The 18133-nt window shown below is 68.3% G+C and carries 23 protein-coding genes; 10 read left to right on the top strand and 13 right to left on the bottom strand.

Features of this window, described 5'->3' with window-relative positions; genetic code table 11:
* Positions 1-14 precede the first annotated feature (14 nt).
* Complete coding sequence (locus tag ACFQRE_RS11530) at positions 15-1214, top strand: FAD-dependent oxidoreductase (protein WP_380122373.1); 1200 nt, start codon at positions 15-17, stop codon at positions 1212-1214.
* On the opposite strand, the gene ACFQRE_RS11525 is transcribed toward ACFQRE_RS11530, so the two are convergent.
* Positions 1193-1972, bottom strand: coding sequence for an HNH endonuclease signature motif containing protein (locus ACFQRE_RS11525; RefSeq protein ID WP_380122370.1), 780 nt, complete (start codon positions 1970-1972; stop codon positions 1193-1195). The genes ACFQRE_RS11530 and ACFQRE_RS11525 overlap by 22 nt on opposite strands.
* 72 nt (positions 1973-2044) lie before the next feature.
* Entirely contained in the window at positions 2045-2680 is a 636-nt protein-coding gene (locus tag ACFQRE_RS11520; protein WP_380122368.1) for a DUF222 domain-containing protein, read from the bottom strand.
* A gap of 222 nt (positions 2681-2902) precedes the next feature.
* Here ACFQRE_RS11520 and ACFQRE_RS11515 point away from each other — a divergent pair, with 222 nt between their 5' ends.
* Positions 2903-4315 carry a mycothione reductase gene (locus ACFQRE_RS11515; protein ID WP_380122366.1) on the top strand — a complete coding sequence of 471 codons (1413 nt, stop codon included), beginning with the start codon at positions 2903-2905 and terminating at the stop codon, positions 4313-4315.
* Positions 4316-4323: 8 nt separating this feature from the next.
* The gene (locus tag ACFQRE_RS11510) at positions 4324-4959 is read left to right on the top strand and encodes a LysE family translocator (protein ID WP_380122364.1); all 636 of its coding nucleotides are present in this window, start codon (positions 4324-4326) and stop codon (positions 4957-4959) included.
* Between the two features lie 10 nt (positions 4960-4969).
* Here the strand turns inward: ACFQRE_RS11510 and ACFQRE_RS11505 are convergent, their stop codons facing one another.
* The 8 genes from ACFQRE_RS11505 to ACFQRE_RS11470 all read right to left on the bottom strand — a co-directional run bounded on the left by ACFQRE_RS11505 (position 4970) and on the right by ACFQRE_RS11470 (position 11938).
* A complete protein-coding gene (locus ACFQRE_RS11505; RefSeq protein WP_380122362.1) occupies positions 4970-6256 on the bottom strand; it encodes an MFS transporter in 1287 nt (428 codons plus the stop codon).
* A 32-nt stretch (positions 6257-6288) separates the two neighbouring features.
* The gene (locus ACFQRE_RS11500; RefSeq protein ID WP_380122360.1) at positions 6289-6678 is read right to left on the bottom strand and encodes a DUF779 domain-containing protein; all 390 of its coding nucleotides are present in this window, start codon (positions 6676-6678) and stop codon (positions 6289-6291) included.
* A gap of 1 nt (position 6679) precedes the next feature.
* A complete protein-coding gene (gene exaC, locus ACFQRE_RS11495) occupies positions 6680-8197 on the bottom strand; it encodes an acetaldehyde dehydrogenase ExaC (protein WP_380122358.1) in 1518 nt (505 codons plus the stop codon).
* Between the two features lie 77 nt (positions 8198-8274).
* On the bottom strand, positions 8275-9495 hold the full coding sequence (locus ACFQRE_RS11490) for a transcriptional regulator (protein WP_380122356.1): 1221 nt from the start codon (positions 9493-9495) through the stop codon (positions 8275-8277).
* 67 nt (positions 9496-9562) lie between these two features.
* Positions 9563-10285, bottom strand: a complete 723-nt coding sequence (locus ACFQRE_RS11485; protein WP_380122354.1) for a VOC family protein — start codon at positions 10283-10285, stop codon at positions 9563-9565.
* Positions 10286-10304: 19 nt separating this feature from the next.
* Positions 10305-10694 (bottom strand): type II toxin-antitoxin system VapC family toxin, encoded by a 390-nt coding sequence (locus ACFQRE_RS11480; RefSeq protein ID WP_380122352.1) that lies wholly within the window; start codon positions 10692-10694, stop codon positions 10305-10307.
* Positions 10691-10927 (bottom strand): hypothetical protein, encoded by a 237-nt coding sequence (locus ACFQRE_RS11475; RefSeq protein WP_380122350.1) that lies wholly within the window; start codon positions 10925-10927, stop codon positions 10691-10693. The genes ACFQRE_RS11480 and ACFQRE_RS11475 overlap by 4 nt, the downstream gene beginning before the upstream one ends.
* 12 nt (positions 10928-10939) lie before the next feature.
* On the bottom strand, positions 10940-11938 hold the full coding sequence (locus ACFQRE_RS11470) for an o-succinylbenzoate synthase (protein ID WP_380122348.1): 999 nt from the start codon (positions 11936-11938) through the stop codon (positions 10940-10942).
* A 62-nt stretch (positions 11939-12000) separates the two neighbouring features.
* On the opposite strand from ACFQRE_RS11470, the gene ACFQRE_RS11465 reads away from it, so the two are divergent.
* The gene (locus tag ACFQRE_RS11465; RefSeq protein WP_380122345.1) at positions 12001-12234 is read left to right on the top strand and encodes a hypothetical protein; all 234 of its coding nucleotides are present in this window, start codon (positions 12001-12003) and stop codon (positions 12232-12234) included.
* 15 nt (positions 12235-12249) lie between these two features.
* Here the strand turns inward: ACFQRE_RS11465 and ACFQRE_RS11460 are convergent, their stop codons facing one another.
* Complete coding sequence (locus tag ACFQRE_RS11460) at positions 12250-13104, bottom strand: hypothetical protein (protein ID WP_380122343.1); 855 nt, start codon at positions 13102-13104, stop codon at positions 12250-12252.
* 134 nt (positions 13105-13238) lie between these two features.
* Here ACFQRE_RS11460 and ACFQRE_RS11455 point away from each other — a divergent pair, with 134 nt between their 5' ends.
* The 3 genes from ACFQRE_RS11455 to ACFQRE_RS11445 are packed head-to-tail and all read left to right on the top strand — an operon-like array spanning position 13239 to position 14886.
* The gene (locus tag ACFQRE_RS11455) at positions 13239-13481 is read left to right on the top strand and encodes a hypothetical protein (protein ID WP_380122341.1); all 243 of its coding nucleotides are present in this window, start codon (positions 13239-13241) and stop codon (positions 13479-13481) included.
* Positions 13478-13939 carry a TA system VapC family ribonuclease toxin gene (locus ACFQRE_RS11450; RefSeq protein WP_380122339.1) on the top strand — a complete coding sequence of 154 codons (462 nt, stop codon included), beginning with the start codon at positions 13478-13480 and terminating at the stop codon, positions 13937-13939. Before ACFQRE_RS11455 ends, ACFQRE_RS11450 begins: the two co-directional genes overlap by 4 nt.
* Positions 13936-14886 (top strand): 1,4-dihydroxy-2-naphthoyl-CoA synthase, encoded by a 951-nt coding sequence (locus ACFQRE_RS11445; RefSeq protein ID WP_380122336.1) that lies wholly within the window; start codon positions 13936-13938, stop codon positions 14884-14886. The genes ACFQRE_RS11450 and ACFQRE_RS11445 overlap by 4 nt, the downstream gene beginning before the upstream one ends.
* Before the next feature lie 37 nt (positions 14887-14923).
* Here the strand turns inward: ACFQRE_RS11445 and ACFQRE_RS11440 are convergent, their stop codons facing one another.
* Positions 14924-15379 (bottom strand): hypothetical protein, encoded by a 456-nt coding sequence (locus tag ACFQRE_RS11440; RefSeq protein ID WP_380122334.1) that lies wholly within the window; start codon positions 15377-15379, stop codon positions 14924-14926.
* Between the two features lie 46 nt (positions 15380-15425).
* On the opposite strand from ACFQRE_RS11440, the gene menE reads away from it, so the two are divergent.
* Genes menE through ACFQRE_RS11425 form a run of 3 tightly spaced genes read left to right on the top strand, consistent with a single transcriptional unit; the run spans position 15426 to position 17757 of the window.
* Positions 15426-16616 carry an o-succinylbenzoate--CoA ligase gene (gene menE, locus ACFQRE_RS11435; protein WP_380122332.1) on the top strand — a complete coding sequence of 397 codons (1191 nt, stop codon included), beginning with the start codon at positions 15426-15428 and terminating at the stop codon, positions 16614-16616.
* 4 nt (positions 16617-16620) lie between these two features.
* Positions 16621-16863 carry a PLDc N-terminal domain-containing protein gene (locus tag ACFQRE_RS11430; RefSeq protein ID WP_380122330.1) on the top strand — a complete coding sequence of 81 codons (243 nt, stop codon included), beginning with the start codon at positions 16621-16623 and terminating at the stop codon, positions 16861-16863.
* A gap of 9 nt (positions 16864-16872) precedes the next feature.
* On the top strand, positions 16873-17757 hold the full coding sequence (locus ACFQRE_RS11425) for a 1,4-dihydroxy-2-naphthoate polyprenyltransferase (protein WP_380122328.1): 885 nt from the start codon (positions 16873-16875) through the stop codon (positions 17755-17757).
* A 73-nt stretch (positions 17758-17830) separates the two neighbouring features.
* Here ACFQRE_RS11425 and ACFQRE_RS11420 read toward each other — a convergent pair whose 3' ends face one another.
* Positions 17831-18130 carry a DUF4229 domain-containing protein gene (locus ACFQRE_RS11420; RefSeq protein ID WP_380124249.1) on the bottom strand — a complete coding sequence of 100 codons (300 nt, stop codon included), beginning with the start codon at positions 18128-18130 and terminating at the stop codon, positions 17831-17833.
* Positions 18131-18133 lie beyond the last annotated feature (3 nt).

Below are 18133 nucleotides of genomic sequence, written 5' to 3'. Positions count from 1 at the left end.
GAAAGGATAGCGCCATGAAGGCACTCGTCGTCGGAGCAGGAGTGGCCGGGCCACTCACGGCCATGGCGCTCCAGCGGGCAGGCATCGAAGCCGTCGTCGTCGAGAGGCACGGCCCTCCCGACCCGAAGCGAGGGTCGTGGTTCTCGCTGTCCCCCAACGGTCTCGACGCGTTGCAGGCCGTCGGCGTGCTCGACATCGCCAAGGGTTTGGGCAGCCCGACTCCACGCAACGTCCTCGTCGGTGCGACGGGCCGCGAGCTCGGCACGCTGCCGCTCGGGAGCCCGCTGGCCGACGGCACTCCAGCCCTGACGATCAAGCGGCCCGAGCTCACCGCTGCCCTGGTGGACGAAAGCATCCGGCGTGGGATCGACTTCCGGTGGAATGCCGCGCTCGAGAACGTCGAACGCCTCGAGGAAGAGGTCCACGCGACTCTTGCTGACGGCACCACGCTGACCGCCGACCTGCTCATCGGAGCCGACGGGGTTCACTCGCCCACCCGCCGCATCATCGACCCGGCCGCACCTCCTTCGCGCTACGTGGGACTGACGAACTTCGGTGGTATCACCCCAGGCGGCGCAGCGCTGCTACAGGGACCCGACGCCGTGACCGAGCAGTGGCGCATGGTCTTCGGTCGACGAGCGTTCTTCGGGCACCACGTCCTGCCGAACGGCGATGTCGTGTGGTTCGTCAACGTGCCCGAACCGGCCATCGCCCCTGAGGTCCGCGCCCGCACGACCGATACGGAGTGGAAGCAGCGCCTCGTCGCGCTCGTGGACGGCGATACCGGCCCCGCCCCCCAACTCATCGAGGGAGGAGTTCTCGAGCTCGCCGGTGACAACACCCACGACCTCGGGCACGTCCCCACCTGGCACCGCGACCGGATGATCATCATCGGCGACGCCGCCCACGCCCCCGCACCATCGAGCGGTCAGGGCGCGTCCATGGCAGCGGAGGACGCCGTCGTCCTGGCCCAGTGCCTGCGCGACCTGCCGGACGTCGACTCAGCGTTCTCGGCCTACGAGTCGCTCCGGCGCGCACGAGTCGAGAAGGTCGTGAAGACCGGCGCCCGGAGCAGCAGCACCAAGTCACCGGGTGCCTTCCAGCAGCTCATGCTGCGCGCGATCTTCACGTACGCCGTGACGCCGAAGAACACCGCCTGGATGTACGACCACCGGCTCCACTGGGATGAGCGTCAGGCAGCCATCTCGTCGTGAGTGGCGAACCAGTCCTCGGGCGGGTCGGGGATCCGTCCGCCCCAAGGGTCCTCGGGCAGGGGGAGGTCCTGAATGTGGACGTCATCCACCCATGCGTCAGGAACGGTTCCCGGCGCGAGCCAGCCTTCGCCGAGGATCGGTGGTGCGGTGGAGTCGTGGATCCTGCCGGTGGGGGTCTGGATGCGTATGCCGTGTGGTCCGGTTCCGTCGAGGCCGGTCGAGCGCACGGTGAAGTACCAGCCGACCTCTTCCTTGACGAGGTTGTGGCGTTGGCAGAGCCCGTCGGCGTTGGCTCCGGTCGTGGGACCGCCGTCATGGACGGGTTGGACGTGGTCGGTCTCGAAGGCAGGGGCGTCGCACCAGGGGACGCGGCAGGTGGGGTCGCGCAGCTCAATGAACTTCCGCAGGCCGCCTTGGAAGCGGCGGCGTGTGGAGTCCAGGGCGACGAGGTCTCGGCCGGTGGGGTCGGTGAACAGTCGCCGGAGCCACACGCTGGTCTTGGCGTCTGTGCTGGCGGTCGCGGTGGCGTGGTCGAGGAGGGCGGCGATGTGGGCGCGAGCTTCGGCGCCGGGGATGGCACCCCAACCCGGGATGACGGCGACGTCGTCAGCGGGGGCCTTGCCACCGAACGCTGCCGGGAGCAACACCTTGTCGGTCATGACGAGGTTGACCTCGACGGGTTGCGGCTGGTTCTTCGCGCGCCCGGAGAGCAGTTCCAGGGCTCGGTCGGCGAGCCAGGCACCCTTCCCGCGGGTCACAGCCCGAGGGTCCAAGGAGCGCCGATGAGCCCGTGCGCCGCTGGCTGGGCCTGGCGGGAGCGCGAAGCGCGCTCAGCGCGCGAGTGCGGATGGGACTGCGGCGCACGGGTACATCGGCGCGACGCAGCTCCACGCCATGCCGTCGGCCTCCGGGCGTACCGACATCCGGCGTGAAGCGACAGCGCGACGGTTCCTCTCGGCCAACGACTCTGCGTCCAACTCGGCACCCACACGACGGGCTGCGCCGGCCAGGGCCTTGTCACCCAACGATGTCATCGTGGCGGCCAACCGCTTGTCGACCTCGGCCCGATGCTCAACACTCAGACACGCCGTCTCCCGGACCAGGATTCCCGCCCGCTTCTCACTGAGCTCACCCCGGGTCAACGCAGCCAACGTTTCGGGCATCTCGCCAACCAGTGCCTTCGCGACACCCACGTGCTGATCCGCCAACGTCGGAGAGCACCGACGAGCCAACGCCAGGTCGGCGCGCACACTGCGCGAGTCCTCACCCAACGCCTCCCGGTCCACCACCGCAGCCGCCGTCACCCGAGCTTGTGCAGCAGCCGCGCCACCCTTCAACGCCTCGAGCGCAGCAACCACCGCGACCCGCTCGGTCTCGGTCAAACCCTCGGGATCAACGGTGGCCAAAGAGGACAGGAAGGAGCGGACCTGAACCCCAGGCCCTGCGCTGAATGGTGTCCCCTCCATACCTCTCATCGTACACTTGTTCGCCGACACCCGAAAGGTTATCCACACCCGAATTCGATTGCAGCACAACCGAACTGCTGCATGCGCAGCCTCCAGAACATGGCTGCAAAGGCCACCAGCCCTCACGGCTGGCCACCCACGCGACGAGTCCACCAGAAGCCTCTGACACCCACAGACGGAACGGCCCGAGAGGCAGGCGACCACACGGCATACGCTGAAGGTATGGCGACGCACCACGACCTGATCATCATCGGCACCGGGTCGGGCAACTCGCTCGTCACGCCTGAGCTCGAAGGCCTCGACATCGCCATCGTCGAGGAGGGGACGTTCGGCGGCACCTGCCTCAACGTCGGCTGCATCCCGACCAAGATGCTCGTCCTGCCCGCCGACCGCGTCATCGAGTCGCGTGAAGCCGAACGCCTCGGCGTGACCATCAGTCGCGAGGCCAGCGTCGACTGGCCCGCCATCCGGGAACGCATCTTCACCGACCGGATCGACCAGATCGCCGCGGGTGGTGAGCGCTACCGGCGCAGCCAGGACGGCGTGACCGTGTATGCCGCGACCGCCCGTTTTGTCGGCGATCGTCGCCTTGCGCTGTCGACCGGTGAGCAGATCACGGCCGATCGCGTCGTCGTCGCCGCCGGGTCGCGCGCCGACCTGCTCGACCTTGACGGACTCGACCGGGTCGAACCGGAGCACGGCGTGCACACCAGCGACACGGTCATGCGGATGGACGAGCTACCACGACGAATGGCGATCATCGGTGGCGGGTTCGTGGCGTGCGAGTTCGCCCATGTCTTCAGCGCGTTGGGGGTCGAGGTCACCCAGATCCAGCGGTCGGCCGCACTCCTGCGGGTCGAGGACGCAGAGATCTCGCGTCGCTACACCGAGCTGGCGCGGGGACGGCACGACGTGCGGCTCGAGACCGTGGTGTCGTCGGCGACGCGGTCCGGGGCGGGCACGTGGACGCTCGGGCTCAAGGGACTCGACGGTGACACCGATGTAGAGGTGGATGCGGTGCTCATCGCCGTGGGCCGCACGCCCAACGGCCCCCGGCTCGACGTCGAGGCCGGTGGGATCGAGGTCGACGAACGGGGCGTGGTCGTCGTGGACGAGCACCAGCACACGTCTGCCGACGGCGTCTGGGCCCTCGGCGACGTCGCGAACTCGTGGCAGCTCAAGCACGTCGCCAACCACGAGGCGCGGATCGTCGCCCACAACATCGCCGTGGACGCGGGCCGTGTGGACGGCGAGCCGATCGAGGCAGACCACCGGTTCGTGCCACACGCCGTCTTCGGCCACCCCCAGATCGCGGCGTTCGGGCCGACGCGCGCCGAGCTCGACGAAGCCGGAACGCCCTACGTCAGCAAGACGCAGGCGTTCGGCGACACCGCCTACGGCTGGGCCCTCGAGGACACCACCGGCATTCTCGTCGTCTGCGCCGACCCGACGACCGGGCTCATCCTCAGCGCCCACTGTCTCGGGCCCAACGCCTCGACGCTCATCCAGCCACTCATCCAGGCGGCATCGTTCGGGCAGGCGGCGCGGGAGGTTGCGCGGGGTCAGTACTGGATCCACCCGGCGCTCGCCGAGGTCGTCGAGAACGCCCTGCTCGGCCTCGACCTGGAGGGCTGACCGCACTCATGGTCTCCACAACAGCACTCCTCGGCGTCGCGCTGCTCGAGCTCGGCATGGTGCTCACCCCCGGGCCCAACATGGTCTATCTCGCCTCCCGCTCGATCTCCCAGGGCCGCGGGGCCGGTCTGGTCTCCCTCGCCGGGGTGGCCGTCGGCTTCCTCTGCTACCTCGTGGCCGCGGCCTGCGGACTGTCGGCACTCTTCGAACAGGTGCCGGCGGCATACACCGTCGTGAAGCTGGCGGGAGCGGCCTACCTCGCCTACCTCGCCTGGGGGATGCTGCGGCCGGGCGGCGCCTCCCCCTTTGACGCTCGTGAGCTCGCGCCGCACTCGCGCCCACGGCTGTTCACGATGGGGCTGATGACGAACCTGCTCAACCCCAAGATCGCTCTTCTGTATGCCGCCCTGTTGCCACAGTTCATCTCGCCCACCTCGGGTTCGACGCTGACCCAGTTCGTCCAGCTGGGAGCGGTGCAGATCGTCATCGCCGTGGCCGTCAACGGGCTCATCGTGCTGGGGGCGGCCAAGGTGTCCGGCTACCTGCGCGAGCACCCGCGGGCGATGCGGACCCAGCGGTTCATCAGTGGCACGGTGCTCGGCGCGTTCGCCGCCAAGATGGCCGTGAGTCACCGCCCCTCCTGACCGGGCAACGTCAGGGGGTGGGGTTGCGGGCGTCGTAGCGCACGAAGCTCGGAGTCAGTTTGGCCAGCACGACAATCGCTGCGACACAGGCGAATCCGCCGATCACCGCCGTCATCCCCTCGCCGATGTTCTCGGCCACGAAGCCGCCGAGCAGCTCCCCGAGCCGGGGACCACCCGCGACGACGACGATGAACACGCCCTGAAGTCGCCCGCGCAGATGGTCAGGTGTCGCCGACTGCAGGATCGTCGTTCGGAAGACCGCACTCACCGAGTCCGACCCTCCGGCGATGGCCATCGCGACCAGCCCGACCCACAACGCCTGGCCGCGAGTGAGGACATCGCCAGCGGCAAGCATCGCTGCACCCAGGCCCGCGATCGCCGCGCCCCAGCCGACGATGGAGAGGAGGATCGCGCGCCCCTGATGGATCACCGAACCGAGTCGGCCGGAGAAGAACATCGCCCCGATCCCGCCGACGGCGGCGGCAGCCGAGAGGGCACCCACCGTGGTCGCACCCCCTCCGAAGATCACTGCACCCGCCGCGGGGAAGAGGACGCGCGGTTGGGCCAGGACCATCGCGCAGATGTCGGCGATGAAGGTCATGCGGACGTTGGGTCGCGTTGCGAGGAACGAGAAGCCGTCGAGAACGGAGCGTATGCCGGGCCGAGACTTCACCGCCGCCTCGCTGACGTCGTGGGCCGGTTCCGGTGGGAGAGAGGGCAATCGGGCCAGTCCCCACAGGGCAGCCGTGGTGATGATCGCGTCGACCGTGTAGGCGGTCTTGAAGCCGCCCCAGTCCACGAGGAACCCTGCGAGCAGCGGCCCGACCGTCATCGAGGCGTTCATCGCGAACACTGACAGGGCATTGGCCGCCGGCAACTGGTCGCGGCGCAGGATGCGCGGATAGATCGAGGTGCGCGCCGGCGAAGACACGGCAAAGGCGGCGTTCCAGGCGGCGACGAGCACATAGAGGACCCACACCTGGGTGTTGCCCATCCACGCCTGCAGCGCGCACAGGATGCTCACCAGGAACGCGAATGACTGGGCGATGAGCCCGACGATGCGCCGGTCGAAGTGGTCGACGAGCGTCCCGCCGTAGAGCCCCATGATCACCAGTGGAACGAGGGCGCACAGGCCCACGATGCCGACCGATGCCGTCGACCGGGTCAGGTCATAGACCTGTAGTCCGATGGCGACCACAGCGAGCTGGGAGCCGACATTCGACAGGGTGAACCCGGCATACAGGCGTCGGTAGTCCGGATTGCTCCGCAACGGTTCGAGGTCGAGGAGCAGCGGCACCCTGTGACCCTACGTCCGCTCGGTGACGGCCGTCAGAGCAGACCGAACGCGACGAGCTCCTGCTCGGTCATGAGTCGACTCCGGATGAGGAAGCGCACGCCCTCCGGCGCCTCGACCGAGAAGCCCGACCCGCGACCCGAGACGACGTCGACGGTGAGGTGGGTGTGCTTCCAGTACTCGTACTGCGTGACGCTCATCCAGAACTCGATCGGCGTCACCCCCTCGGGCGCCAACGTGCCGAGCAGCACGTCGGCGTCCGAGGTCATGAACTCGCCGACCGGGAAGCACATCGGTGATGACCCGTCGCAGCACCCGCCCGACTGATGGAACATGAGCGCACCGTGGATGTGCTCGAGTCGCACGAGGAGCTCGGCGGCAGGGTCCGTGAGCTCGACGCGGGTCATCACCGATGGCTCGGTCATCTCAGAAGAACCCGAGCTTGTCCGGGCTGTAGCTGACCAGGAGGTTCTTGGTCTGCTGGTAGTGGTCGAGCATCATCTTGTGGTTCTCGCGGCCGATGCCGGACTGCTTGTAGCCACCGAACGCGGCGTGCGCGGGGTACTGGTGGTAGCAGTTGACCCAGACGCGTCCCGCCTCGATGCCACGACCCATCCGGTATGCCGTGTTCGTGTCTCGCGACCAGACACCGGCTCCCAGCCCGTAGAGGGTGTCGTTGGCGATCCGGAGGGCGTCGTCGCGGTCGGTGAACTTCGTGACCGACAGGACGGGCCCGAAGATCTCCTCCTGGAAGACGCGCATCGAGTTGTCACCCTCGAACACGGTCGGCTCGATGTAGAAGCCGCCTTCGAGTCCTTCGACCGTGCGCCTGTTGCCGCCGGTGAGGACCTTGGCGCCTTCCTGCTTGCCGATGTCGAGATAGCTGAGGATCTTCTCGTACTGGTCGTTGCTCGCCTGCGCGCCGACCATGACATTGGGGTCGAGCGGGTTGCCGACCGTGATGGCGTTGACGCGGGAGATGGCCTTCTCCATGAACTCGTCGTAGATCGACTCCTGCACGAGGGCACGCGAGGGGCAGGTGCAGACCTCGCCCTGGTTGAGCGCGAACATCGTGAACCCTTCGAGCGCCTTGTCGAGGAATGCGTCGTCGGCCGCCATGACGTCCTCGAAGAAGACGTTCGGGCTCTTGCCACCGAGCTCCAGGGTCACCGGGATGATGTTCTGCGAGGCGTACTGCATGATCAACCGGCCCGTCGTCGTCTCGCCGGTGAACGCGACCTTGTTGATGCCCGGGTGAGTTGCGAGAGGCTTGCCCGCCTCGACGCCGAAGCCGTTGAGCACGTTGAGGACTCCGTCGGGGAGCAGGTCGGCGATGATCTCCACGACCCGCAGGATCGACGCAGGCGTCTGCTCGGCCGGCTTGAGGATGACGCAGTTGCCGGCCGCGAGGGCGGGAGCGAGCTTCCACGTCGCCATGAGGATGGGGAAGTTCCACGGGATGATCTGCCCGACGACGCCGAGCGGCTCGTGGAAGTGATAGGCCATCGTGTCGTGGTCGATCTCGGAGATCCCGCCCTCCTGCGCCCGGATGCACCCGGCGAAGTAGCGGAAGTGGTCGATCGCGAGCGGAAGGTCTGCGGCGAGGGTTTCGCGGACCGGCTTGCCGTTCTCCCAGGCCTCGAGGACGGCAAGCTCCTCGAGGTGCTGCTCCATCCGGTCGGCGATCTTGAGCAGGATGTTGCTCCGCTCCGTCGTCGACGTGCGACCCCATGCGTCCTTGGCGTCGGTCGCGGCCTGGACTCCCGCGTCGATGTCGGCGGCCTTGCTGCGGGCGACCGAGACGAACGCCTTTCCGTCGACGGGCGAGATGTCCTCGAATGTCTCGCCGTCCTGGGCGGGGACCCACTTGCCGCCGATGAAGTTGTCGAGCTGCGACGGCAGAATCACCTTCGACCCGTCTGCGTTGGGGGGTGCAAACACCATGACCGGACCTCCTTGTCCTTGAGGCAACGCGTCAGTGCGTCACCACCTGCTGCGGACGCTAGGTCGGTGTGGGTTGGTCAGAGGTTGGTCGAGTGGATCGCGATCAGCTCGGCACGGGCCGGGTGAGGCCGGTCCCCGAGCGCGGCCAGCGCGCGTTCGACGACCTCGGTGTCGTAGGGCACCGACCGGGCATAGCGGACAACGACGTCCGGGCGCGGGTCGGCGAGGAGGGATTCGCGAACCGCCACCGCGAGGTAGTCGCCGGTCGAGGTGAGCTCGGGCGACTCCGTGCCCGGCATGAGATCTCCTCCGTATGCCGTCACCGCACCCTCCACATCCCCGCTGCGCACCGCGCGCATCACGTCAAGCGCGTCGCAGGTCACAGGAAGGTCGAGACGATACGGACGCGAGGTCAGCCGTCCGCCCAACGCCTGCCGCAGGTGCGACACCTCGCCCTTGAGGGTCGAGGCGGAGACTCGGGCATCGCCGTAGAGCGCGGCGTGCAGGGCATCGAGGCTGAGGCCTTCGGGGTGGAGGGCGAGGATCGCGAGGATCTCGCTCTGCCGCCGGGTGAGCAGGAGCCGGACGCCGTCGACGTGCGCTTCGGCCGCGCCGAGAACCCTCAGCCTGAGCCCACTGCTGGGCTGGACGGATCCGCTGCTGACTCCCGCGCGCGGGATCTCACGCTCAAGCAGGGACGCGAGCGCAGTGGCGGTGGCGGCACCGATCGGGTGCGTGCGGTCCCATGTCGTCGAGAGGTCGAGGACGCCGAGCTGCTCGCCAGTGGCGAGGTCGCGCACGGGCGCGGCCCAGCAGACCCAGTTGTGGACGATCGGCGCGTAGTGCTCGGCCGAGAAGACCGTCTGCGTCCTGCCCGTCTGCTGGGCGAGCGAAAGGGCATTGGTGCCCACGCTGTCCTCGTCCCAGCGACCGCCGACGACGAAGTTCACCCGCTCGGCCTTGCGCCGCATGACCCGCCCGCCGTAGGTCCAGAGCAGCCGGGTGTCCCGGTCGGTGACGGCGACGACGAGGTCACCGTCCTCCGCGACCCGGCGCAGCTCGCTCTCGAGCTGGCCGACCGCGACGTGAAGAGGTGACTCCTCGAACGCTGCTTGGGTCTGACCGGGGTCGTCCATGGGCGCCTCGGTGACGCTGTCCGGGACGTGGTCGGCGCTGCGGTTCCAGCTCTCGACGATGGTGTCGGGCACACCTTCGGTTCCTGTGCTGCGCCGCTCCGCCCACTCCTCGCGGGCTCGCTCGAGCGCATTGCGTCGGCCCTTGAGGTCCTTGGTCGTCATCGACTCTCCATCCACACCAGTTGCTCGCCACGCTAACTGCGCTGGGCCTGCGCGGGTAGGCGAACGGTCAGGGCAGGCGGTGAGTGAGGCAGTAGATGCGGCCGACGGGGTCGCGCATGACGGTCCAGAACTCGTGCTCGGAGACGACCATCGCGCCAGCAGCGACGTGGGCCTCCCGACTGGCCGCGCGGTCGCGGCAGGCGAAGTCGATGTGCCCCGTGACCGGCCCGTTTGGCTCACCGAGCCGTTGGAACAACAACCGGACGGGTATGCCGTCCGGTCGCGTCAGCGACGTGAACTCCGGGAGCGCTCCGGTTCGCCTCTGCCACCCGGTGAGCCGCTCCCAGAAGTCGAGCTCCGCGGCATACAGGTCGCTCGGCACGTCGATACAGACCTGGTCCAGGAGGTCGGATTCGCCGTCACGAACCTGGGTCGTCGGGGAGCCGGTGTTCGCCCACGAGGTGAGGCAGAAGGTGAAGCCTCCGGGTGAGGTCATGACGATGACGTCGTCGTGATGTGCGACCTCGGTGGCGCCGAGCCGGGTGGCTTCGGCCGCGACCTCGGTGGGCGGTCGGTCGACGTCGAGATCGAGGTGGACTCCCCCGCCCTCGATGACGTGCTGGACCTTGACCCAGGCATCACCTCGGACCGGGAGCAGCGTCGCGAACTCGCCTCGCTCACCCCGCCGCGCGGACACCTCGGTGCGAGTCACGGTGTGCCAGAACGCTTCTGAGTCGTCAGCATCGCCCTCGATCGTGTCGAGGAACGCCCACATCCACCGAACGGTCAACAAGAGCGCTCCTTCAATCTCAACTGACGGTGATGACGGAGATGCCCGTGGCAACCCGCGCGAGCTTCTGGTCCGTGGTCAGCAGTGGCCAACGGAGTTGGCGGGCGAGGGCCACGTAGTAGGCATCCGAGGTACGCAGAGAATGCCGCATGCCCCACGCATCCGCGGTCAGGTCCAGCAGGGGGACGCGCTGAATTGCCAGCCTCCCTGCATGTGTCAGACACGAGGTCGACTCTTCGCTGGTGATCGTGCCCGCACGCTCCAGCCGCGACAGCGTCGACGACACCTCGAGGGCGATCAGATCAGGTGCGGCGAGTTGGACGTCACCGGCGATGTGGTCTTTGATCTGCTCCCATCCCGGACTGAGCAGCAGGAAGTCAACGAGAGCATTTGCGTCAAGGACGATCACTCGAACTCGGCCCGCACCTCGTCCATGACGGACTGCACGTCGATGCGTCGACCGCGCACCGCCTCGGCTCGCGCTGTGACATCGGCGATCCACTCATCGCGCGAGGGGAGGGCAACCTCGCGGCGGAGGTTGCGCAGGACGAGATCGCTCACGGTCAGGTGTTCGCGGACGGCGCGTGCCTTGACCGCGGCGTAGAGCTCGTCCGGAACGTTCTTCACCTGCAGTGTCGCCATGTCATGACGGTATCATGATGCTGTCATGACCGGCCAGCAGGATCCGACTCGCTCACGCCACCACTGGACGCGTTCAGTTGTCGCAGCAAACCGGTCCAGCAGGTCGGGGTCGGCGGCGATCCGACGCACTGCCAACGCGCCGCTCTCGGGCGTCAGGGAGTCGGTCGTGACGTCGCCATCGAGCAGGGCGACCGTGCCGAGGCCGCAGGCGTGGTCGAGCTGCGGCAGGGCGGCCGCGAGCGCCACCCCGGCCGCCATGCCGACGCTCGTGTCGAGGGCGGACGACACGACCGCAGGCAGCCCGCACTCGGCGACGATCTCGAGTGCGTGGCGCACTCCCCCGAGAGGCGCGGCCTTGATGACGATGAGGTCCGCTGCCTCGAGGTCGCGCACGCGCATGGGGTCCTCCGCCTTGCGGATCGACTCGTCGGCCGCGATCGGGATGTCGATTCCGTTGCGCGCCAGGGCGATTCGCAGATCCCGCAACTCCTCGACGCTCGCGCACGGCTGCTCGGCGTATTCGATGTCGTATGCCGCCAGCCGCCTGAGCACGTCCGTCGCAGTCGCGACGTCCCAGGCTCCGTTGGCGTCGATCCGGACCCGAGCGGAAGGTCCCATGGCATCGCGAACCGCAGCAACACGGCATACGTCATCGTCTGTCGTTTGTCCTCGCTCGGCGACCTTGACCTTGGCCGTGGTCGTGCCCGGGAAGCGTTGCAGCACACCGGGAACCGCGTCAGGAGCGACGGCAGGGACGGTCGCGTTGACCGGCACGAAGTCGCGGAGGGGTACGGGCCAGCCCTGCCACGCTGCCTCGACGGCGGCCGCCAACCAACGACTGGCCTCGGGCGGTGCGTACTCGAGGAAGGGACCGAACTCCCCCCACCCCGCGGGCCCCTCGATGAGCGCAACCTCCCGCTCCGTCACTCCACGGAACCTCACCCGCATGGGGATCGACACGACGCGCACCGTCGCGAGCACGTCGTCGAGTGAGGGCTGCGATTGGGGCATGGGGCCAAACCTAGTCGCGCTCATCCCTTGCCAAGGCTGGCCAGGTGGGATGCCATGGAGGCATGCAAACCACGATCGGCATCGACTCGGCACTCCTCAAGCAGGCCCGCGGCTACGCCAAGAGGTCTGGCCTGTCGTGGAACGACTTCGCCGAGCAGGCCCTGCGCGCACATCTCGAGACTGTCGACCCGGGCGGAGCCATCGTCGAGGCGTCGGCCGAGGTGACGCACTTTGTCGTCGTTCCCGAGGAACTCGCCAAGGCCGAGGACACGCACAACTACAGCTGGCAGCGCTGACCCTGCCGCTGGAAATCAGCCCAGGACCGGACTGGCCTGGTCCGGGGTCGCCGCCCGAAGACGCAGGCCCGCGTCACGCGCAACGATCACGCCCTCCCGGAAGGAACCGACCAGGAGGTCGGGCGTTCCGAGAATGGGCACGTCAAGGATCGGTCGCTCCCACCCACTCAGGAGAGAGGTCTGCGGCGCGACCGCCCGCGTCATCGACTGCACCTTGTCGTTCGGCGCCGACCTCAGGTTGAAGAGCGTGCGCAGCAACGTGACGGGGACGACGCGCCCCTGACCCACCAGATCATTTGCCTTGGCGACTGCCGTCAGGGCAGCGCAGGCCATCACTTCGTCGCCGGCCACACCCCGAAGCAGAGCAGGCTGCGCCGCCACCGCTCGCACCAGAAGGCGACGGGCAGCGGTCCGCACCTCCGGACCGAGGACGAGTTCGGTCACGCGCGTGAGTTCGCGGTCAATGGCCACGAGTCGCTCACGGAGGTCGGCACGAAGGTCCGTCAGGTCGAGGTCCTCGGCGGGTAGCGGCTCGCAAGCAAGCGCCCGCAGGTGCTCGTCACCACCCACGACGAGGGACAGCCACGTGAGGATCTGCTCGTGCCGCGCGGCCCTGGGAGGTGCCGGCGGAGGTGGAGGCGGCGTCTTCGGCTTGCCTCGGCCGAGCTCCATGGCCGCGCACTCGTATTCGCTGCCTCCGGCTCGATGTGTGCGCACGTCGATGACGCGGCCGTCCATGACCACGATTTCGGTGTAGTCCCCGAGATCGCGGGTGGCGTACTCGTCATGGTCGAAATAGTCGTCGGCGCGGGCTCCCCAGTGGGGCTCGGTGTACCGATCGCGATCGAAGTTCAGGATGTTGTCGTTCATGCGTCCACCTCCGGCATCGTCTCGGGCGGCAGGGCACCGACCGGATGTCGAACGGTGCCAGAAATCTCGGCACGACCCGGCGAGTTATCCACAGGGCATTGCATCGTGATGTATCACCGTGATGCACTGATGTCGTGCGAACCACGGTGACCATCTCTGACGATCTGCTCAAGGCCGCTCGTCTCGAGGCTGCGCGCGACAACCGGACTGTGAGCAGCGTCTTGGAGGCAGCCCTGCGAGAGCATCTCGTGCGCGGTCAGTCATCCGAGCGAGTGGACTTCACGCTCCCCACGTTCGGGGGAGGCGGCGTGCTCGTGGACATCCTGGACAAGGAGGCCCTGGCCGAGGCGCTGGGCGACAACGAGCCCATCGCGTGATCGTCTTCGACGTCAATGTCTTCGTGTATGCGATCGACCGGACCAGCGAGCACCACGAGGAGGCGCGACGCGTGCTCGAGGCTGCTCTCGGCGGGGCCGAGACCGTGGCAGTTCTCGAGTCAACCTTGGTGAGCACGGCGCGCATCGTGACCCATCGACGACTCATGTCACATCCCCTGCGCCCCGAGGAAGCGCTTGAGTTCTGCGCGGCCGTCCGCGGTGCACCGGCGGCCCTGCCTGCCCCTTCCATGGCAGCGACGTGGGGCCTTTTCCATGATCTGGTCCTGAGGCTGGGGGTCCGGGGTTCCGAGCTCAGTGACGTCTGGCTGGCCGCTCAGGCCCAAGCATTGGGAGCACGCTTCACGACCTACGACCGTGGCTTCCGACGCTTCGCGGACCTCGACGTCACGATCCTCGGGGAGCCATCAACGAAGGCGCCGTTAGGCTCCGACACGTGACTGCGATCGATGGTGTGAGTGAGACGTTCGACCCGACGGCGTGGGATGAGGTCGAGGGCTTCGACTTCACGGACATCACCTACCACCGGGCGCGTGGCCTGGGTGCGGTGCGCATCGCGTTCGACCGGCCCGAGGTGCTCAACGCCTTCCGGCCCCACACCGTCGACGAGCTCTACCGCGCTCTCGACCACGCCCGCCGCAGCTCCGACGTCGGCGTCGTCCTCCTCACCGGCAACGGCCCGGGCCCCAGCGGCACCGGCAGCGAGGGCAAGTGGGCGTTCTGCTCCGGTGGGGACCAGCGCATCCGTGGCCGTTCGGGTTACCAGTACGCCGCGGCGGACACCGACGACGTCACCGCCGCTGGCGTCGACGAGCGACGGGTCAAGGCCGAGGGCGGCCGCCTCCACATCCTCGAGGTGCAGCGCCTCATCCGCACGATGCCCAAGGTCGTCATCTCCCTCGTCAACGGCTGGGCGGCCGGTGGCGGCCACTCGCTCCATGTCGTCTGCGACCTGACGATGGCGTCGCGCGAGCACGCCCGCTTCAAGCAGACCGACGCCGACGTGGGCTCGTTCGACGGCGGCTACGGCTCGGCCTACCTCGCCAAGATGGTCGGGCAGAAGTTCGCCCGCGAGATCTTCTTCCTCGGCCGCACCTATACCGCCGACGACATGCACCGCATGGGCGCAGTCAACATCGTCTCGGCCCACGCCGAGCTCGAGGCCGACGCGCTCCAGGTCGCCCGCGAGATCATGTCCAAGTCCCCGCAGGCCCAGCGCATGCTCAAGTTCTCGTTCAACCTCGTCGACGACGGGCTCATGGGCCAGCAGGTCTTCGCCGGCGAGGCGACGCGCCTGGCCTACATGACCGACGAAGCCGTCGAGGGGCGCGACCAGTTCCTCGAGAAGCGTGACCCCGACTGGTCCCCCTTCCCCTGGTACTTCTGACCCACGCGGCGACCAGCCGCGTTGGGGCGGCAAGAAGTCAACCGGACCCGCCGATGTCGACCTCGTAGGCCTCATAGATGAGGTCCGCCCCGCGCTGCCGGTGCCGGACGATCCGACCCACGAGCTCGGTGGCCGCTTCCCGGTGTGCCGCAACGGCTTCGGCGCTCTCGAGCCCGGCCTCACGCTCACCCAGCAGGCGCTGGACGATCTCGACGAAGTCGAGGTGCTCGTCCATCTGGACCTTGGACACAGATGCGAGCCGGGGCGCACGAGCCACGGCGTCGGCATACAGACCGCCAGGTTCTTCAGTGATGGAGCGATGGTCGCGCAGGTCATGCTCCAGCTCGGTCAACGCAGCCCGAACTCGCCGCCGCCACAGCACCCCCAGCCCAACGGGCAGCGCCAGCGCAGCATCGAGCGCGGCGAGTGACTCGCCCAGCTCAGCCCGGTGTGCCCGGACCCGCTCGAGGTATGCCGCGAACTCAGGGTCCATGCGCCCATCATCCTCACGATGAGGCGCGCTGCCTAGAGTGAGCCGCATGAGGATCGAGCCGCTCGCCGTGCCCGCCGGCGCCGCAGTGCTCGACGCCCTGCCGCGCCTCGCGCTCGCTCTCGAGGGCGGTCATCCCATTGCCCCGTATGCCGCCAGCTCACCTCCCCCGGTCCTCCCACCTCACGATGTGGGTGGCCTTCCACGCGACCTCGCCGTGGTCGTGGGGACCTCAGGATCGACCGGAACCCCGAAGTTGGCCATGCTCGGGACACGCGCCGTGCGCGCCAGCATCGACTCCACGCACACCCGACTCAGTGGCCCCGGGCAGTGGCTGCTCACCATGCCGGCCCACCACATCGCCGGGCTCCAGGTCCTGCTCCGCTCTCTCCTCGCTGGCACCACCCCCCACGTCATGGACCTCAGCGGCGGCTTCACCCCTCAGACCTGGATCGACGCCGTCGACGCCTTGCCGGCCACCAGCCACCCCATCTATGTCTCCCTCGTCCCGACCCAGCTCTCCCGCCTGTTGACCGACGCTGCAGCCACCGAACGCCTCGCGAGGTTCGACGCGGTCCTCGTCGGCGGTGCAGCAACCCACCCCGACCTGCTCAACCGCGCGGCAGGCGCAGGTGTCACTGCCGTCACGACCTACGGCATGAGCGAGACCGCGGGAGGCTGCGTCTACGACGGTCAACCCCTCGACGGCACCGAGGTCCTGCTCGACCAGGACGGTCGCATCCACCTCGCCGGCGACACCCTCGCCCACGGCTACCTCGGCGATCCGGCCCGCACCGCTGCAGCCTTCCCCGCACTGCCCGGCCGAGGGCGCCTGTTCCTGACCGACGACATCGGGCACCTCGGCGACGGCGGGAAGCTCCACGTCGACGGCCGCATCGATGACCTCGTCAACACCGGCGGCCTCAAGGTGTCGCCACGCCTCGTCGAAGAGGCCGTGTCCCACCTTCACGGCATCACCGAAGCCGTGGCCGTCGGCATCCCCGATCCCGAGTGGGGCGAGGCCATCGCCGTCGCGGTCGTGCGGTCGACCTGCCCCGGGCCCAACCTCGCAGCCAACCACGCACTCACGGTGAGCGGACTGCGCGAGCAGCTGCGCGGCATACTCCCGGATCACGCCCTGCCACGAGCGGTTCGCGAGGTGCTCACGATTCCCGTGCGAGGCCCCGGCAAGCCGGATCGCGCTGCCATCCGAGCGTTGTTCGAGACCGTGGGAGAATGAGCACGTGCTCCGCTTCCTGCCCCTGCTCATCGCTCTCGCGTTGTCGATCTATTGCGTCGTCGAATGCGTCCAGAGCGACGACCACCAGGTGCGTGGCCTCCCCAAACTCGTGTGGGTGTTCGTCATCCTGCTCTTCCCGTTCGCCGGGTCGATCGCGTGGCTCGTGGCCGGTCGCCCCAAGACGACCCCACCGCGTCGACAGACCCGCGGACCCGACGACGACCCCGACTTCCTCAAAGGACTCTAGGCAACCCGCATGGCCACGTTCCAACAGTGGGTCGCCGGCGCGCGCCCCCGCACCCTCTTCGCTGCCGTTGCTCCCGTCGTCATCGGCACGGCGGCGGCCGCCCAGCACTCGGAGCCGAGCTACGCGGTCGCGATCCTCGCCGCCGTCGTCTCGCTCGCCCTGCAGATCGGCGTGAACTACGCCAACGACTACTCCGACGGCATCCGCGGCACCGATGACGCACGCGTCGGGCCGGTGCGTCTCGTCGGGCAGAAGCTCGCCCGCCCCGAGAGTGTCAAGGCGGCAGCGTTCCTGACGTTCGGGTTCGCGGCGATCACCGGCCTCGCGCTCGTCGCCATCGCCGAGGCCTGGTGGCTGCTGCCGCTGGGCGTTGCGTCGATCATCGCCGCGTGGAAGTACACCGGTGGCGACAGGCCCTACGGCTATCGCGGCCTCGGTGAGGTGTTCGTCTTCGTCTTCTTCGGGCTCGTCGCCACGCTCGGCACGATGTACGCGCAGGTCGGCACCCTCTCGTGGTTCGGACTCGCCGCTGCGGTCGGTGTTGGCGCCATCGCCTCCGCGATCCTCGTCGTCAACAACCTGCGCGACATCCCCAGCGACACCGAGTCGGGCAAGAACACCCTCGCCGTGCGCCTCGGCGACCGTGGCACGCGGGGGCTGTGGCTCGGCCTCATCGTCGTGAGCGTGATCGCCCTCGGTGCCATGGCGATCTGGGACATCTGGGCGCTGCTCGGACTGCTCGCGGTGGTGGCCATCGCCGGTGCCGTCAAGGTCGTCATGGGTGGCGCGCAGGGTCGAAGCCTCGTGCCCGTGCTGGGCTCCACCGGCAAATACGAACTCGTGTATGCCGTGGCCGTCTTCGTCGGCATCCTCATCTCCCGCGCCCTCGCCTAGCGTCTGACCTACTGCACCGTAAGTGGGGTGATCACACCACTTACGGTGCAGTAGGTCGTGGAGTGGGGGCGGCTCAGCGGAAGTCGGAGTCCGAGCTGGTGTCGCGGTGGGGCACGTCGATCTCGGCGTCCTCGGCGAGCTCGTCGCCACTGGACTCGCGCTTGCGCTCACTGCGCTGGTCGACCCGCTCGGCGAGGGCGGCCGAGGCCTTCTGACGGAACGGCTTGAGCACGACCGCCGAGATCGCCAGGGACGCAAGGGCCGCGATGATGACGGCGAGAGGCTGCTCCTCGCGATCACGCAGGCCGAGCAACCAAGCCGCCGACAGGCAGCCGATGAAGATCATGGTCCTCAGGATGAGGTAGCGCACCATCGC

Source organism: Knoellia pratensis (assembly GCF_042666395.1).
GTDB lineage: Bacteria > Actinomycetota > Actinomycetes > Actinomycetales > Dermatophilaceae > Knoellia > Knoellia pratensis.
Note: the sequence above shows the minus strand (reverse complement) of the source record. Positions and strands in the feature narration are given on the sequence as shown.

Bases quoted from the DNA above. Each gene is read 5' to 3' on its own strand.
- ACFQRE_RS11465 (WP_380122345.1), top strand. From the start codon at position 12,001: ATGCAAACCACGATCGGCATCGACTCGGCACTCCTCAAGCAGGCCCGC.
- ACFQRE_RS11470 (WP_380122348.1), bottom strand. From the start codon at position 11,938: ATGCCCCAATCGCAGCCCTCACTCGACGACGTGCTCGCGACGGTGCGC.
- ACFQRE_RS11530 (WP_380122373.1), top strand. From the start codon at position 15: ATGAAGGCACTCGTCGTCGGAGCAGGAGTGGCCGGGCCACTCACGGCC.
- menE (WP_380122332.1), top strand. From the start codon at position 15,426: ATGAGGATCGAGCCGCTCGCCGTGCCCGCCGGCGCCGCAGTGCTCGAC.
- ACFQRE_RS11520 (WP_380122368.1), bottom strand. From the start codon at position 2,680: ATGGAGGGGACACCATTCAGCGCAGGGCCTGGGGTTCAGGTCCGCTCC.
- ACFQRE_RS11515 (WP_380122366.1), top strand. From the start codon at position 2,903: ATGGCGACGCACCACGACCTGATCATCATCGGCACCGGGTCGGGCAAC.
- ACFQRE_RS11460 (WP_380122343.1), bottom strand. From the start codon at position 13,104: ATGAACGACAACATCCTGAACTTCGATCGCGATCGGTACACCGAGCCC.
- exaC (WP_380122358.1), bottom strand. From the start codon at position 8,197: ATGGTGTTTGCACCCCCCAACGCAGACGGGTCGAAGGTGATTCTGCCG.
- ACFQRE_RS11475 (WP_380122350.1), bottom strand. From the start codon at position 10,927: ATGGCGACACTGCAGGTGAAGAACGTTCCGGACGAGCTCTACGCCGCG.
- ACFQRE_RS11500 (WP_380122360.1), bottom strand. From the start codon at position 6,678: ATGACCGAGCCATCGGTGATGACCCGCGTCGAGCTCACGGACCCTGCC.
- ACFQRE_RS11490 (WP_380122356.1), bottom strand. From the start codon at position 9,495: ATGACGACCAAGGACCTCAAGGGCCGACGCAATGCGCTCGAGCGAGCC.
- ACFQRE_RS11420 (WP_380124249.1), bottom strand. From the start codon at position 18,130: ATGGTGCGCTACCTCATCCTGAGGACCATGATCTTCATCGGCTGCCTG.
- ACFQRE_RS11440 (WP_380122334.1), bottom strand. From the start codon at position 15,379: ATGGACCCTGAGTTCGCGGCATACCTCGAGCGGGTCCGGGCACACCGG.
- ACFQRE_RS11425 (WP_380122328.1), top strand. From the start codon at position 16,873: ATGGCCACGTTCCAACAGTGGGTCGCCGGCGCGCGCCCCCGCACCCTC.
- ACFQRE_RS11510 (WP_380122364.1), top strand. From the start codon at position 4,324: ATGGTCTCCACAACAGCACTCCTCGGCGTCGCGCTGCTCGAGCTCGGC.